General features: G+C 41.5%; 17 protein-coding genes. 11 read left to right on the top strand and 6 right to left on the bottom strand.

Translation table 11 applies throughout. The annotated features are described in order from the left end of the window. Positions 1–3: 3 nt before the first annotated feature. From MTN96_RS00255 to MTN96_RS00240, 4 genes are all read right to left on the bottom strand, one after another. The gene (locus tag MTN96_RS00255; protein WP_248530481.1) at positions 4–1,326 is read right to left on the bottom strand and encodes a TolC family protein; all 1,323 of its coding nucleotides are present in this window, start codon (positions 1,324–1,326) and stop codon (positions 4–6) included. 262 nt (positions 1,327–1,588) lie between these two features. Next, a complete protein-coding gene (locus MTN96_RS00250; protein WP_024031447.1) occupies positions 1,589–1,954 on the bottom strand; it encodes a hypothetical protein in 366 nt (121 codons plus the stop codon). Positions 1,955–2,017: 63 nt separating this feature from the next. Beyond that, positions 2,018–2,626, bottom strand: a complete 609-nt coding sequence (locus MTN96_RS00245) for a paraquat-inducible protein A (RefSeq protein ID WP_248530480.1) — start codon at positions 2,624–2,626, stop codon at positions 2,018–2,020. 2 nt (positions 2,627–2,628) lie between these two features. Then, a complete protein-coding gene (locus tag MTN96_RS00240) occupies positions 2,629–3,894 on the bottom strand; it encodes an EAL domain-containing protein (RefSeq protein WP_248530479.1) in 1,266 nt (421 codons plus the stop codon). Positions 3,895–4,039: 145 nt separating this feature from the next. Here MTN96_RS00240 and MTN96_RS00235 point away from each other — a divergent pair, with 145 nt between their 5' ends. From MTN96_RS00235 to MTN96_RS00225, 3 genes are all read left to right on the top strand, one after another. Continuing rightward, positions 4,040–4,798, top strand: coding sequence for an ABC transporter substrate-binding protein (locus MTN96_RS00235; protein ID WP_248530478.1), 759 nt, complete (start codon positions 4,040–4,042; stop codon positions 4,796–4,798). A 69-nt stretch (positions 4,799–4,867) separates the two neighbouring features. Beyond that, on the top strand, positions 4,868–5,434 hold the full coding sequence (locus MTN96_RS00230; RefSeq protein WP_055252603.1) for an alkylphosphonate utilization protein: 567 nt from the start codon (positions 4,868–4,870) through the stop codon (positions 5,432–5,434). Positions 5,435–5,549: 115 nt separating this feature from the next. Further along, positions 5,550–6,365 (top strand): META domain-containing protein, encoded by an 816-nt coding sequence (locus tag MTN96_RS00225; RefSeq protein ID WP_248530476.1) that lies wholly within the window; start codon positions 5,550–5,552, stop codon positions 6,363–6,365. A 43-nt stretch (positions 6,366–6,408) separates the two neighbouring features. Here MTN96_RS00225 and MTN96_RS00220 read toward each other — a convergent pair whose 3' ends face one another. Then, positions 6,409–7,248, bottom strand: coding sequence for a 23S rRNA (adenine(2030)-N(6))-methyltransferase RlmJ (locus tag MTN96_RS00220; protein WP_248530474.1), 840 nt, complete (start codon positions 7,246–7,248; stop codon positions 6,409–6,411). A 238-nt stretch (positions 7,249–7,486) separates the two neighbouring features. On the opposite strand from MTN96_RS00220, the gene zapB reads away from it, so the two are divergent. The 8 genes from zapB (at position 7,487) to MTN96_RS00180 (ending at position 13,201) form a co-directional block, all read left to right on the top strand. Beyond that, entirely contained in the window at positions 7,487–7,717 is a 231-nt protein-coding gene (gene zapB / locus MTN96_RS00215) for a cell division protein ZapB (RefSeq protein ID WP_024031454.1), read from the top strand. Continuing rightward, positions 7,717–8,019, top strand: a complete 303-nt coding sequence (locus tag MTN96_RS00210; RefSeq protein WP_004587640.1) for a cell division protein ZapA — start codon at positions 7,717–7,719, stop codon at positions 8,017–8,019. Before zapB ends, MTN96_RS00210 begins: the two co-directional genes overlap by 1 nt. Before the next feature lie 62 nt (positions 8,020–8,081). Beyond that, on the top strand, positions 8,082–9,104 hold the full coding sequence (locus MTN96_RS00205) for an MBL fold metallo-hydrolase (RefSeq protein WP_248530472.1): 1,023 nt from the start codon (positions 8,082–8,084) through the stop codon (positions 9,102–9,104). A 36-nt stretch (positions 9,105–9,140) separates the two neighbouring features. Further along, a complete protein-coding gene (locus tag MTN96_RS00200; protein WP_248530470.1) occupies positions 9,141–10,619 on the top strand; it encodes a LysM peptidoglycan-binding domain-containing protein in 1,479 nt (492 codons plus the stop codon). A 67-nt stretch (positions 10,620–10,686) separates the two neighbouring features. After that, entirely contained in the window at positions 10,687–11,175 is a 489-nt protein-coding gene (locus MTN96_RS00195; RefSeq protein ID WP_024031457.1) for a peptidylprolyl isomerase, read from the top strand. 26 nt (positions 11,176–11,201) lie between these two features. Next, complete coding sequence (locus tag MTN96_RS00190; RefSeq protein WP_121638058.1) at positions 11,202–11,930, top strand: SDR family NAD(P)-dependent oxidoreductase; 729 nt, start codon at positions 11,202–11,204, stop codon at positions 11,928–11,930. A 10-nt stretch (positions 11,931–11,940) separates the two neighbouring features. Beyond that, positions 11,941–12,783 carry an amidohydrolase gene (locus MTN96_RS00185; RefSeq protein WP_248530469.1) on the top strand — a complete coding sequence of 281 codons (843 nt, stop codon included), beginning with the start codon at positions 11,941–11,943 and terminating at the stop codon, positions 12,781–12,783. 46 nt (positions 12,784–12,829) lie between these two features. Next, a complete protein-coding gene (locus tag MTN96_RS00180; RefSeq protein ID WP_029772597.1) occupies positions 12,830–13,201 on the top strand; it encodes a hypothetical protein in 372 nt (123 codons plus the stop codon). Between the two features lie 139 nt (positions 13,202–13,340). On the opposite strand, the gene MTN96_RS00175 is transcribed toward MTN96_RS00180, so the two are convergent. After that, positions 13,341–14,516, bottom strand: a complete 1,176-nt coding sequence (locus tag MTN96_RS00175) for a mandelate racemase/muconate lactonizing enzyme family protein (protein ID WP_054983246.1) — start codon at positions 14,514–14,516, stop codon at positions 13,341–13,343.

The raw sequence follows: 14,516 nt of genomic DNA, 5'->3' as shown, positions 1-14,516 counted from the left end.
GTTTTATCCTTGTAACTCAGCCATTACTAGCGAGTCTAAACTGGCTGCGTAATAATTTAAGCGAGCAATAGTTATGTGTTTGTCTATTTGAATATTAAGGGCATCTATTTTGGCGTTTAGCTCACTAATACGCGCGCGCATAACATCAGAAAAGTCGCCATCGTCACGGGTATACGCGTTTAAAGTAGCCTGAGCTTGCTGCGACATTTGCGGTAATAACGTGTTTTGATAAAGCGTATTGCGCTGCTCAATTCGCTCAAGCTGACTAACCTCTTTAAAGTACTGTCCTTTTAAGCTTTGTAGCGCCACGCGTTTGTCGGTTTTAATGGCCTCTGCATTAGCAATAGCCGCATTAACTTGCTGATCTTGCCTGTTATCGGTAAATAAAGGTAAGTCAATACTCACCCCCACCGAAAGCAAATCAGCACGCGACTCACCAGCTTGGTTATCAGCGCGGTAGCCATAACCCATATTTACGCCAAGTTGTGGCTTATAACTTTGTTTAGCAAGGCTCACTTGTGTGCGTTTAGAGGCTATACGTTGATCTATAGCCACCATAGAGGGATGCGCCATAAGTAACTTAATGAGCTCATCAAAGTCTAAGCTATTAAATTGGGTAAGCGGGGCTGGCGCTGTAAAAGTTAGGCTTAATGGTTGGCGTAATATGCTCTGTGGTAACCACTGGGCTAACCCTTGTTTAGCGGCATCTAGCTGCTGCGCTAATACAATCAGTTTATCTTCAAGGCGTGTGAGCTCCAATTGTGAGCGAATAATATCTTGCTGACGGGTTTTACCTAAACTACTGGAGTAACTGGCTTCGGTAACTTCAATTAACTGGCTAAACAATGCTTTATCTTGTTCAATTAACGCAATACTTTGCTGTGCTCTGTAGGCATTTAACCACAGCTCCATTACCCTAGCTTTTACTTGCGCCTTTCGCTGCGCCCTAAGCCACGGCTGCTCAAGTGCTTCTTCTTTTATTGCTTGTTGGCTAAGTGCTAGGCTATTACCACGGCTAAAGCTTTGGCTTATACCCAGTTTTAACTGCGTCATGTTTTCTTGATCAAACGCAAAGCCATCTACGGGTAAGCTTTGCAAACCTATGCTTAATACGGGGTCTGGTAGAGTACCTGCAGCAATACTTTGCGCTGTGGCGGCGGCTTGCTTTTGCTCACTGGCGCTCAGCCATGGCTCGTTATTGAGCGCTAGGTTTATGGCATCCGTTAAATTAAGGGTTGATGCTTTTGCTATGGCATCACTATTAAATACAGCACCAAATAAGGTGGCGCTCAGTAATAAAGCTTTAAAAATTACAGTGCGGGTCATTGCCTGCTCCATCTAAAATTAAAAATAAAATCTTAAATTAACAAGCAGAACAGGCGCTTTTAGCGAATATAGCTAAATTTCACTCATACCAATGGTGTTGAGTTATTAGTTATTTATAGCGACAGTTAAATAGAGTGATAACAAGGCATAAATATCGGCATGTAGTTGTTCTACATGAGAGGTTTATAACGCTGTTAACGCTTTATTTGGCACGCTAAATGACTAAATAATCAAGTCGATTGGTATCACACCTATCCTGCGTTTAAGCAAACATAGGAGGGCGATATAAGGTATTACTAGGTGGGGAGGAAATACCGCTATTAAGCTGGGTAACTTTTTCACTCGATAACGAAAAAGCAGTAAATAAGGCCGGGGACGTTAAAATAGAGCTGCTTCCACAGCCATTTATTGGGCAATGACAATCATTTTGAACATCTGCTTCATCACTGCAGCAATCCATTTCCATCATACCTGTATGCAATTTACTCTCGCTCATTACATGTGTGGCATGCTTTGCTGATAGGCTCATATGTGGCATTTCGCACTGCTGATTTACAGACGCAACGGCTTGCCCCACAAACGTGAGTAGCATCACAACAACGAGTAAATTTGAGTAAAAACGCTGCAAAACAAAACCTATTAAGTAAATTACCCAGTAATAATATTTGAGTTATTAAGCTAACTCAAATAATTAATTTTCTTTTTTAGGCGGTTTAATTAAGCTACTCGCTAAAATAGCAAAAATACAATAAGCACTAAAATACCAAAATCCCTCACCAAAAGTGCTATGCATAATTAGTAAATCGCTACTTTGCCCATGTGCATTGCCTGCCAAATAAGTCACTATTAACGCAATAACAAACACATCCACCATGCTCCACTTGCTCAGTGCGCAAATAACCACACCTAACTTATTTTTAAATGCGCTGGCCGACAAGCAGCAATACAGTAATTGCAGCAGTAATTTTAAGCTTGGGATCACAATAGAGAACAACCCAACTAACGCCGCTACAAATAAATTATTATTATTAGCTAGCTCGTTTACGGTTCCCCAAATACTTTGTGTTTTGCTATACGCGTTTATTTCACCCTCTAATTTATCAAGTCCTAACATGCTAGAGAACATCATTAACATACTACGGGTACGGCCATCGCCTTCCTCAGCCAGCATTTCTATGCCAGCTTTGGCGAGTTGCGATTTATCAATGTTGCCCTCAATCGATAATACAGGTTTGGTAACACCAGGAAATAACAGCCCTAATGCAACCACAATACTTAAAATAGATAACCAATTACGCATATTTATTCTGCAATAGCCTCAATAATTTCGTCACTATACAACAGTGCATCAAGAACATAATTAAAAATATGACCTATATGCAAATCACTGTTTATTGCCGGCATTAACACCGCTATTTTATCCATTTCATCTAGTTCAAACGCCCTAATAAGCGCAAGGCTTTGCCCTAAAATGCCCTCATTGTTTAATAATGCCTGAGCAATACTTTCATCTAGCGAAAACTCTTTAACAATCGCTTCAAGGTCTGTATCTAAAATTGCATCCATCACAGAAAACAACCCAACCAAGTAGCCCTGACCAACCAGTTCTGCGTGGTTTTGCCCTAGCAATAGCGCAATAAACTGCGCTCTGGTTAAGGCAAGTTTTGTGAGTTCCGAGGGTTTATCGGCGCCTAATTCGCTCAGCGCCAGCACGCGTACCAGTTGCCTTATGCTGTCCTCTCCTAAATACACAACCGCTTGCGAAATAGAAGTAATGGTTAATTTAGCACTGCCCGAGCGGGCATTTGCCAATTTCAATACACGCGCTGTAATTGCCACATCTCTGGCTACTTGTTTTTGTATTTCATCAAAGCATAAAGATTCTTTTGCCGTAAAGCGCAGTAAATCAAACACAATAACCTTACCCGGCTCCACATCTTTGTAAGTGATCATCTCTGGGCGGGCAAAAAAGTAACCCTGAAATAAATCGCAACAGGCTTGTTTTAACGAGTGAAATTGCGCATGGGTTTCTATGCGCTCAACAATAATTTTTGCATGCGGATTAGCGCGTTTAATTTTTTTTATGCGCATATTGGTTTTAATTATTACATCGTCCATTTCAATTTTTATGTAATCTACATGCGCAAGTAATGGCGCCCATTTATCGTCGCCATCGTAATCATCTAGGGCAAACTTGTATCCCTCTTGCTTGAGCGCTTTCACGCGCTGAGTTACCTCAGCTATTTTGTTCGTACGCTCAACGATTTCTAACACACAATTTTGTGGTACTAACAATTTAGGAAAGTTTTCTAAAATAGTGGCTGAAGAAAGGTTAATAAACGCTAAATGATGCGCTGTAAGTTTGTCTGGCCCTAGCATCATCAGCGTATTAAAAAACAAACGGCTGGTTGCTTGCTCATCAGATGTTCCCACAGGAAATGCATTATGGGCTGAATCACGATAAAGCAGCTCATAAGCAAACACATTCTGCTGCGCATCAAAAATAGGTTGCCTTGCAACAAACTGTGTTCTCTTTTGCCCGTTCTGTAGAATATTTGTGGGATTCACTTAATAAAAGCCTATCTAATTTGACGTTGTTTATTACAATTAGGTTATACACTGTAATTCAACCGCTATGAAGATTCTAGAATCATTACAAGCGGAGTTAAATTACATAACGCTCAAGGTTAAAAGTTTAGCAAAGGTTACGTATTTGTTTTTTTTAAAGTTGTTTTTACCCTTATTTATTTTGCATCTTGCTACGTTTGCTCATGCCCAGCAAAACCAGCCAGAACTAAATTACAATGTCAGTGCGTCAGGTAGTCACTACCCTTTTTACACCGGCAACCCAGAAAAACCCGGCATTTTGCCAGAAATAATCACCGCTTTAATGGCGCAAGCAAATATTACCGCCAATCACGTTGAGCTTCCCACTAAGCGAATTACCAAATACTTAGAAAACGGCATTATTGATTTTGATGTAATTTCTTTAAAATGGTTAGCGCAAAGCGAGCGAGATAACCCTTACTATATTTTTTCAGAGCCGCTGATCCCCGCAACCGAAATGATTGTTGCACTGCCTGATAACGTCGCGCAGTATCAAACTAAGCAAAGTTTATACTCTAAAGAGGTTGGTACAGTACTTGGCTACTACTACCATGATGATGCAAAATTTAACCGCGTCGATTTTCCCTCTGAAAAAGAGCTAATGATTGCATTATCTAAAGCGCGTATTGATGTTGCCATTATGGGTATTCATACCGCAGCGTATTGGTCTAAACAATTAAATATTAATGCTGAGTTTGGCGCCCAGCATTCGCATGGTTATTTAAGAGTGCGTTTACTTGCTAAGCACAAAGCGTTACTGCCTAAAATTAATCAAGCCCTTGCGCACTTACATAGTAGTGGTTACATAAAACGCATAGAAGATAAATACATTAACCCAATACCCGCACAAAATTTAAGGGATTAGTATCGCCGCCCACCTTTGCTAGGGTATAATACGGCCAAATGTAAACCTCTTCCTATATAAGAACGCCTTATGAGTATTGAAAAAGCCTTAATCGAGCGCAGTAATAACCAGTGTGAATTATGCAGCGCAACCGAACACTTATCTGTTTACGAAGTGCCTCCTGTTACCGAAACCCATTCGGACAAATGCATTTACACCTGCCAAACCTGTAAAGATCAAATAGAAAACAACAGCGAGCTTACCCCAACACATTGGCACTGTTTAAACGACAGCATGTGGAGCCAAACACCTGCCGTACAAGTAGTGGCTTACAGAATGCTAACGCGCTTAGCTGTTGATAATGGCTGGGCACAAGATGCGCTCGACATGATTTACCTAGAAGAAGACACCCTTACTTGGGCCAAAAAAGCCCTTGCTGAAGATGACGATATAAAACACGTAGACAGTAACGGCGTAGTGCTACAAGCTGGCGATACGGTTACTTTAATTAAAGACTTAGACGTTAAAGGTAGTAGCTTGACCGCCAAACGCGGCACAGCAGTACGCAATATAGGCTTAACAAATAACCCTGAACATATTGAAGGGCGAGTAGATGGCCAACGTATTGTTATTTTAACAAAGTTTGTAAAAAAATAGCGTTAAAGCATTATGTTAAGGCGCATTAGCGCCTTTTTGTGCCTTAAAAAATTAAGCCATGATTAAGCTCCTCCCCCCTACACTTACCAGCAATATAGGAATAAGGAGCGCAAGCATGGCAAAGCAGCAATTTAGGTTTCAAAAACGTACATTTACTGGCTTAGGTTTATTAGCCCTAAGTGCACTCACATTAGCGGGCTGTGAAAAACCAGCTAACGAATCACAATCCACAGTACAAGAAAAAAGCGTTATGGGTTTAACCACGCAAGTGAGCTATAAAGATCGCAGTATGCCACGCCCTGGCTCACAACTAATTGTAACGCTATCTGATGTGTCAAAAGCAGATGTAAAAGCCGAAATAATTACGCAACAAGTAATTGATATAAATAAAGCGCCGCCGTATACCGTGGAGCTAGCTTATGATGACAACAACATTGTTGATAAACACCGCTATAACCTCACCGCTAGAATCATTAATAAAGACAAGGTTCTTTATACCAGCACAATGCAGTACGACCCTTTTAAAAATGCAAACTCGGGGATTCTTCACGAAATTGAGCTTGAAAAAGTCGCCTCACCTAAAAACGATGTTACCCTTACAAATACATACTGGAAAGCCGTTACAATTAATGCGCAAACAGTCAGTGTAAGAACAAAAGAGCCATTTATACAATTTGATAAAGATAACCGCGTTAACGGCTTTTTAGGGTGTAATAATGTCAGTGGTAGCTATAGCACAGAGCAACATTCAATTTCGTTTAGCCAATTGGCAAGTACAAAAAAAATGTGCTCACAAAGCATGGAGCAAGAAGCGGCTATGTTAAATATGCTCAATAACACGCAAAAGTGGGCTATAGAAGGCGAGTCTTTAGAATTAAAAGATAGCAGTGGCAACACGCTTGCCACCTTTAATGCGGTTTATTTTAATTAAATAAAAGCCCAGCAGGGCTTTTACTTTACATAATGGCAGGCAGTTATTCGTCGACTAACTGCTCGCTTCTATAAAACCCGCTAGGCTCACTTAAAAGTTCAACTAACTCAGGTAATATGCTGTCCATAGTTTGTTTTAATTTCCACGGTGGGTTAATAACAATCATGCCTGATGCCGTCATACCGTGTACGTCAGTATCCGCTTGCGTGCCTAACTCAAATAATTGAATATTACGCATTCCCGACTCAATCAGCCCTTGCTCCATTGTATTGATTCGCTCTCTATCAACAACGGGATACCAAATCATATATGTGCCGGTAGCAAAGCGCTGGTGCGCCTTAACTAATGTACTTACTACAGTATCGTAATCGTCTTTTATCTCATAAGGTGGGTCAATAAGCACACATGCACGGCGCGAAGCTGGCGGAAGTAGCCCTATTAATCCGGCAAAACCGTTTTCGCCACGTACGCGAATAGAGCGCTTACCTTGCATGTTTTGCTCAAGTAACTGCAAATCGCGCGGGTGTAATTCAAAAAACCAGCCTTTGTCTTGACGACGTAAGTAATGCTCAGCAATTTTTGGCGAACCGGGGTAAAACGCCAGTTCATCCCCATCATTAAACGATTTAATTAATGCAATATAATCGTTTAGCGCCTCGTGTTTACTGATATGTTGCCAAAGCTTAGCAATGCCCTCTTTGTATTCTTGTGTTTTTTGGGCATCAGATGAACTTAACTCAAAAAATCCCGCACCTGAGTGGGTATCAATATAATCGAGGGGTTTATCTTTAATGGTTTGATATTGAAGTACCTGTGCAAGTACTAAATGTTTAAGCACATCGGCAGGGTTACCTGCATGAAAAGAGTGTCTGTAACTAAGCATTGTTAATTTTCGCTATACGCAATTTAATATCGGCAGTGAACCATAAGCTCTGTATTTTGGCAACCTATACACCGCTTTGCGAGCAGTTAAGTGAACCATTTATGAACAAAAAAGCCGCCACCCTGAATTATCACTTAATAAACAATAAAATTGTGCTAAAACCACCGTAAATGCTGGCAAAACAACACACTTTGCTTTACATTTGCATGACATTAATTACAGTTATATGAGCGCCTTTATGAACAACACAACTCTTCAACAACTCGAACAACTGATTGACTCGCTTATCGAGCGCAACAACCAATTACAAACAGATGTTGCTAGCTTAAAAGAGCAAAATGCAAAACTAAGTGACGAAAACGAAATTTTACAACTAGAAGCCCTTGAAAACGAAGAAAAGCAAAAAGATGCCAGCTCTACGTTAACAGGCTTACTTGATAAACTACAAAGCGCACAACAGGCAAGCTAATGTCTGAGCTGCAAAACCAGCGGGTCACAGTTGAGTTGCTAGGTAAAGAGCAGCAGTTTGCATGCCCGGTTGGGCAAGAAGATGCATTAATAGCAGCAGCACAAAATTTAAATGACTTGGTTGAGCAAACAAAGCAACGCTCATCAGTTCGCAACGAACAACAGGCGATACTTTTAGCAGCACTTACACTTAGCCATGAGTTGCTAGAAGCTAAAACGCATGCCAGTGTAGAGCAACAGCAGCAAGATCAACTCATTGATAAACTCAGCCAATGCTTGGCGAGTGACCCAATAAAAAAATAAAAAGCGCCCCGTGCGCTTTTTGTTTATTATGAGGGTAAATAAATGCTGCGCAGAGACACACAATGACATTAAAACCACTTTTAGTAACTGTAATCCCCGCCCTTTTTATTACCCTTAGCCTATTTTCTCACTCTAGTAAGGCAGCGGTTACTTGGCAGCAAATAAACGAGAATGTGCAATTTTTAAAACAACAAGATAAGTTACGTTTTTACGATTCCAACCAAGTGCTCCTAGAGGGCGAGCAATGCGCACTAATGGTTGATGCAAGCGGAAACTTTGCAGCCGTAGAAGCACTGGCAAAACAGTTAAAAAAACACCTTAAAACCCCGCTCTGTTATTTAGTTGCGACTCACTTTCATGACGACCATTTACTCGGCATGGCCGTATTACAAAATGCCTTCCCAAAAGCGCAGCTAATAGTACATCAACAGGTAGCCGATAATTTTGCCACATACCAACAGGCTTACGATGATAAGTTAGCAGGCTATGAAAAAAGTATAGAGCTGAGCTATCAGCGCTTAGCCACATTGCCCGAGCAACAGCAAACACAGTGGCGCGAAAAGCTCTCTTTAGCTAAACAACGTTTTTTACGTTGGAAAAACTATCACTTAAAATCACCTAGCACCGTAATCAGCGAGCAACAAAGTATTGATTTAGGTAACTTTGCGGTACAAATAACGCCCGAAAAAGCCCACACAAACGGCGATTTAACACTTAGCACCAATAATGGCACGCTGCTAATAGGCGGCGATATTGTTGACTGGCTACCCTACCCAGGCCACGGCCAGTTACAAAATTGGCAAGCCTTGCTCAAACGCTATATTAATCAGCCTAATTTGCGTACAATACTTCCCGGCCACGGCGGGGCGCTTGAAAAAGCGCAACTTAAGCAGCCTTTATTGTTTTTAACAAATTTAATAACCCATGTGAAAAACAATAAAAAACAAACGCTTGAGCAACTTACTGAGAGTTTCCCTGCGGATGTTTTAGCACCATATAAACAAGAAGCGTTAAATACAAAGTCGAGCCAGTTATTTTTACAGGCTGGGCTTAAGCGCGCCCAGTTAATTGAGCACGCGCAGTAGTGTTATAAAATAAAGGATTGTAGATAAGAGATGAAGATGCGTGGATTGCTTGTCATTTGTGTAATTATTTTTTTGTATGGCTGTAACAGCACACAAACACAACCCGAAACAGACGCACCACAAATTTTTACTCACTTTGAGCCAAGCTACGAAAACCAAATAGAGCTTGAGCCTGTACAGCCAAAACAATTACAGCAAGCCAATACTGCGCCGCCAGTAAAGGCAAAAAAAACAATTGTAAAAAAGCGCCCCGCCAAAGCTAAAAACCTATGGGCGCATATTGCCAACAACCTACATTTTACGGTGTATCAAAATCGCGCCTTAAAAAAGCGTATTAACTGGTATTTAAAACAACCTAACTATTTACCCACGGTAAATAAACGCGCCGCGCCTTATTTGTATCATATCGTAAAAAAAATTGAGCAAAAGCGCCTGCCTATGGAGCTGGCTTTACTGCCCTTTGTAGAAAGTGATTTTAGACCCACCATTGCCTCATCGCAGCAAGCAGTAGGTGTTTGGCAATTAGTGGCCGCCACAGCGCATCATTTTGGCATTAAATCCGATCAGTGGTATGACGGACGACAAGATGTACTTGCCTCCACCGATGCCGCACTTGAATACCTCAGCTATTTACACAAACGCTTTGATGGCGACTGGCTACACGCCCTAGCGGCTTATAATAGTGGTGAGGGGCGTGTTAAACGAGCCATTGAGCGAAATAAAAAACGCGGTAAAAGTACCGATTACTTTTCTCTAAAGCTGCCAAAAGAAACGGCCGACTACGTACCTAAACTGTTAGCGCTAAGCTACTTAGTTAAACACCCGCAAAAAGGCTTTAAGCGTCCTAAACTGGCTAATAAACCAATAACAACGCAAATGAATGTTGGCCAACAGTTTGATTTTTCGGTCATCGCTAAGCTCTCTGGGGTTGGCTCAAAACAGTTGCACGCGCTTAACCAGGGCTATTTAAAAAATCAAAGCTCACCTAATGGTCCCCACTCATTGCTTTTACCTATCGGCCAAGAGGCACTGTTAAAAAGTCAGTTTTTTAAGTCTAATTTTGCTGGCGAATACATCGTTAAAAAAAATGATACGCTATACAGCATTGCAAGGCGCTTCAGCATGTCGGTAAGCGCATTAAAGCAGCTCAATGGCAAACAAAATAATATGATAGGCATAGGTGAAAAACTGCTGGTTGGACAGCCTAAAACGCTCCCCAAATCGCTCACTATAGATTATCAAATTAGTCCTTATTTAGAGCCACAAGAAGTCGTGATCCCTACTCTTGAAATAGACTATGAAGTAAAACAAGGCGATAGCTTGTGGAGCATTAGTCAGCTTTACGAAGTACCGCACAGTGATTTAGCTAAATGGAACAACTTAAGTGCCTCAAGCATTTTAAAGCCCGGTACGCAATTAACGCTATTTATTCCCCAGGCAGAAAAACCCAAACAGCCGCAGCAAAAACAAGATTTACTGCAAGATCTACAAAAATCACTTATTCAACCACGCTGAGTTTATAAAGCTCGGTATTTCGCGTAAAATCGGCTTTTAACTTAGTCAAAAACTTAAAGAGACAAGCATGCAAATTAGCAAAAATTCAGCAGTTGAATTTCATTACACATTAAGCGAAGCGGGCGAGCAACTAGAAAGCAGTGTAAACCACGCGCCTCTTAGCTATATTCATGGCAGCGAAGGCATGCTTCCTGGCTTAGAAAAAGCCCTTGAAGGCAAAGCCGCAGGCGATAAGTTTAGCGTAACACTTGAGCCTAGCGAGTCATACGGTGAGCGCGTTGACGATTTAATTCAGCGTATTCCGCTTAAGCACCTACAAGGTGACGTAAAAGTGTGGAAACCAGGTATGACTGCGATGGTGCACTCAAACCAAGGCCAACACCAGGTAACATTAGTTAAAGTAGGCCGCTTTAATGCAGATTGCGATTTAAACCACCCGTTTGCAGGCAAAACGCTAACGTTTGATTTAGAAGTGGTATCGGTTCGTGAAGCAACCAGTGAAGAGATTTCGCATGGCCATGTTCACGCTGAAGGCGGCTGTGGTCACTCTCACTAATCACACACCTTAAATTAGGAGCAAGTATGTCTAAGGTTGCTATTGTTACAGGCGGTACAAAAGGCATTGGATTAGCGGTTGTAAAACGCTTTATTGAAAATGGCTACACGGTGCACAATCTGGATATTGAGTACAGCGAGCTGGGGGTTTTTCACCAATGCGATGTGAGTAATGTTAGTGCTGTAAAAGCCTGTATTACGGCCATTTGTAAACAAAGCTCACGCATAGATGTACTTGTTTCTAACGCTGGTAAACACCTCAGTGCTAGCATTGAGGATACCGATGAGCATACTTTCGATGCATTATTTGCATTGAACGTTAAAGGGGCCTATGCGGCTGTACAAAGTGTACTACCCAGCATGAAAGCGCAAAACAATGGCGCCATTATTTTAATAGCCTCAGATCAGGCAATAATTGGTAAACCTAACTCGTTTGCCTACAACCTGACAAAGCATGCTCTTGCTTCTATGGCAAAAACTACAGCACTTGATTACGCCCAATTTAATATTCGCGCGAATGCGGTATGCCCAGGGACAATAGAAACCCCTCTATTTCATAACGCGATAGATGCTTATTGTAAAAAAAGTGGGGCTAACAAGGCCGATATAGTGGCAGAAGAGGCAAGCCTTCAACCGCTAAACCGCTTAGGACAAGCTGATGAAGTTGCCGCGTTAGTTAGCTTTTTAGCAAGTGATGATGCAAGCTTTATAACCGGTAGCCTACAACATATTGATGGCGGATATACCACACAATGAGCACATGCCGATGAGCCTGAAAATTATTGACCCCCACGTGCATTTTTTTAACCTTGCCGAGGGGCAATATACTTGGCTGCAAGGCGAAAACCCACCAGCATGGCCAAATTTAGAGTTAATAAAACAACCTATTAGCGAAAAAGAGCTACTAGAGAGCAGCGACTTTACCCTCGCCGGCATAGTACATGTAGAGGCTGGTTTTGATAACAACGCCCCCATTAACGAACTTAATTGGCTAACGGCGCATTTAAAAAAGCTTCCCTTTAAAGCCATTAGTTACGCTCAGTTAGATTGCGCACCTGTGCAATTTGCAAAAGCAATAAACGCCCTTGCCCACCCCCATTTAATAGGCATACGGGATATCACCGAAGGCGCAGACGCACAGCGATTATTAAACCCAGTGTGCTTTAGTAATTTGCAAACCCTTTGCCAGCAAGGGCTGCATTATGAAGCCCAGTTTGAGCTTGAAAATACTGCAATAGCTGCTCAGCTTGCTAGTTACGCTAAGGCGCTGCCTCAGCTAAAAATAATAATAAACCATGGCGGCCTACCTAATAATATTGATAACTGGCAGCAAAGCATTCGCATGCTAAGTGCGCACAATAATATAGCGATTAAGTTTTCGGGTTTTGAGCTTTTAGCGTTGAATTTACAACAGCAACAAGATTGTTTTGAAACTATGTTCTCTTACTTTGGCGAGCAGCGCATTATGTTTGCGAGTAACTTTCCGGTTTGCCAAATTAACGCAAGCTATAATGATGTTTGGCATAGCCATCAAGCTTTGTGTAAAACAAATAAAATATGGCACAACCTTAGCTACGCAAATGCTAAGCATTTTTATAACATATCCTAGATAAGCTATATTAAATTTAACCACTTACGTAAATGCGGCAATGACTATGACATTACATTCGCAATTATCAGCCCTTGGCATCTTAACTATTTTAAGTGGTTGCGCATCTAACACGCAGCCTACTCCTAAGCTGCACCACGCCTTACTTACCGAGCCAAATAGCCAAGCGGTAGAGCGTGTTATAGAGCGCTTAATGCATATAAAAAACGTAACGCTTGCTGACGATATCTTTATTCACACCAGTACCTTTACTCTTAAAAACACAAACCGTAGCGATATAACAGCCAATCAACAGCTTAACTTTCCCGATCAATTTGAGTTAATGATAAACAATAATCGCTGCTATATACGCCACCTTGATAGTAAAGCCACCGCTGAGATAAAAGGCGTTACGTGTACAATCAATCTTGCCAATTAAACCCACTAACTATTCAAATGGTATTGCTCATCGGTATTAGAGAAACACAGCTATAAAAAAGCCGGTAAGTGAGCTATCACTTACCGGCTTTTACTTTAAACAATAGTATTTAAATAACGCTCTTTAAATAAAGCTTAAATTATTTAATTTCTACACGCTGCGAACGCATAACAATCTCATCATTTAATTCAATGCCTAAGCCTGGCTCTTCTGATACTTCAAAAAAGCCATTTTTTGGTTGTGGATCTTGTAAGCACAGCTCTCGGTTCCACTTTTTAATGGCATATGTATGATGCTCATGAATCAAAAAGTTAGGAATAGCGGTTTCTAAATGTAACGACGCGGCAGTAGCAACAGGCCCACCACATACATGCGCCTGAATACGCACATCAAAAATATCAGCGTAGTCACATACTTTTTTAGTTTCAGTAAAGCCACCACATAAACCGATATCGGGTTGAAGTACATCAATGCTTTGATCTTCTAAATAAGGGCGCACACCCCAGCGGTTGTATAAACGCTCACCGCCTGCAATCGGCACTGCCACTTTATCAGCTACTTTTGCATGTAAAGAATGGTTTAAGTAGTTAACTGGCTCCTCGTAGTACATGCAATCAAACTCTTCGGCTATTTCACCAATTTGTATAGCAGAGGTCGCGCCAGGTAAGCTGTGGCATTCAAAAATAATATCCACTTCATCACCAACTGCTTCACGTATAGCTTGCATACGAGCACGGTATAGCTTCATTTCAGCGCGAGAAATTATTTTAGTACGGTCGTAATACGTATTGCCGTCTTTATCGTATTGGATAGGGTCAACTTTTACTGCATCATAACCTTCGCCAATCGCTTTTAACGCAGCTTCTGCGTATTCTTGCGGTTGTACTAACGCTTTAAATTCGCTGTCCCAATCAAACTGTAACTGCGATGCGTAAGTACGCAGCTTATCGTTTACTTTACCGCCTAGTAATTGGTATACCGGTAAACCAAGTGCTTTACCTTTTATATCCCAAAGTGCTGTATCTATGGCGCTCATTGCTGCATAAACAACAGGGCCGCCACCTAAACCCCAAAAGCTTTCGCGTAACATACGCGACCATAGCTTTTCGGTTTGAAACGGGTCGTGCCCAATTAAAAAAGCATCAGCCATTTCTTTTATCATTGCTGCTGCTGCGCTGTGGCCTAAATCGTAAGCTAAGCCAGCCTCACCCACACCACTAATACCTTCATCGGTATGAATACGTACAAAAACCGGCGTCCAAGCTGGACGCTCTGGGCAATGAATATCAAATACTTCTACGCGATTTACTTTCAT

It is taken from the genome of Pseudoalteromonas sp. 2CM28B (assembly GCF_023161935.1).
The sequence above is the reverse complement of the archived record's forward strand: the minus strand, read 5'-3'. Positions and strand labels throughout refer to the sequence as shown.

What these genes read in the sequence shown, in the direction of transcription:
- MTN96_RS00255 (WP_248530481.1), bottom strand. Translation starts at nt 1,326, where the DNA reads ATGACCCGCACTGTAATTTTTAAAGCTTTATTACTGAGCGCCACCTTA.
- MTN96_RS00210 (WP_004587640.1), top strand. Translation starts at nt 7,717, where the DNA reads ATGTCTGAGCTGCAAAACCAGCGGGTCACAGTTGAGTTGCTAGGTAAA.
- zapB (WP_024031454.1), top strand. Translation starts at nt 7,487, where the DNA reads ATGAACAACACAACTCTTCAACAACTCGAACAACTGATTGACTCGCTT.
- MTN96_RS00185 (WP_248530469.1), top strand. Translation starts at nt 11,941, where the DNA reads ATGAGCCTGAAAATTATTGACCCCCACGTGCATTTTTTTAACCTTGCC.
- MTN96_RS00180 (WP_029772597.1), top strand. Translation starts at nt 12,830, where the DNA reads ATGACATTACATTCGCAATTATCAGCCCTTGGCATCTTAACTATTTTA.
- MTN96_RS00220 (WP_248530474.1), bottom strand. Translation starts at nt 7,248, where the DNA reads ATGCTTAGTTACAGACACTCTTTTCATGCAGGTAACCCTGCCGATGTG.
- MTN96_RS00175 (WP_054983246.1), bottom strand. Translation starts at nt 14,516, where the DNA reads ATGAAAGTAAATCGCGTAGAAGTATTTGATATTCATTGCCCAGAGCGT.
- MTN96_RS00200 (WP_248530470.1), top strand. Translation starts at nt 9,141, where the DNA reads ATGCGTGGATTGCTTGTCATTTGTGTAATTATTTTTTTGTATGGCTGT.
- MTN96_RS00205 (WP_248530472.1), top strand. Translation starts at nt 8,082, where the DNA reads ATGACATTAAAACCACTTTTAGTAACTGTAATCCCCGCCCTTTTTATT.
- MTN96_RS00245 (WP_248530480.1), bottom strand. Translation starts at nt 2,626, where the DNA reads ATGCGTAATTGGTTATCTATTTTAAGTATTGTGGTTGCATTAGGGCTG.
- MTN96_RS00225 (WP_248530476.1), top strand. Translation starts at nt 5,550, where the DNA reads ATGGCAAAGCAGCAATTTAGGTTTCAAAAACGTACATTTACTGGCTTA.
- MTN96_RS00190 (WP_121638058.1), top strand. Translation starts at nt 11,202, where the DNA reads ATGTCTAAGGTTGCTATTGTTACAGGCGGTACAAAAGGCATTGGATTA.
- MTN96_RS00195 (WP_024031457.1), top strand. Translation starts at nt 10,687, where the DNA reads ATGCAAATTAGCAAAAATTCAGCAGTTGAATTTCATTACACATTAAGC.
- MTN96_RS00230 (WP_055252603.1), top strand. Translation starts at nt 4,868, where the DNA reads ATGAGTATTGAAAAAGCCTTAATCGAGCGCAGTAATAACCAGTGTGAA.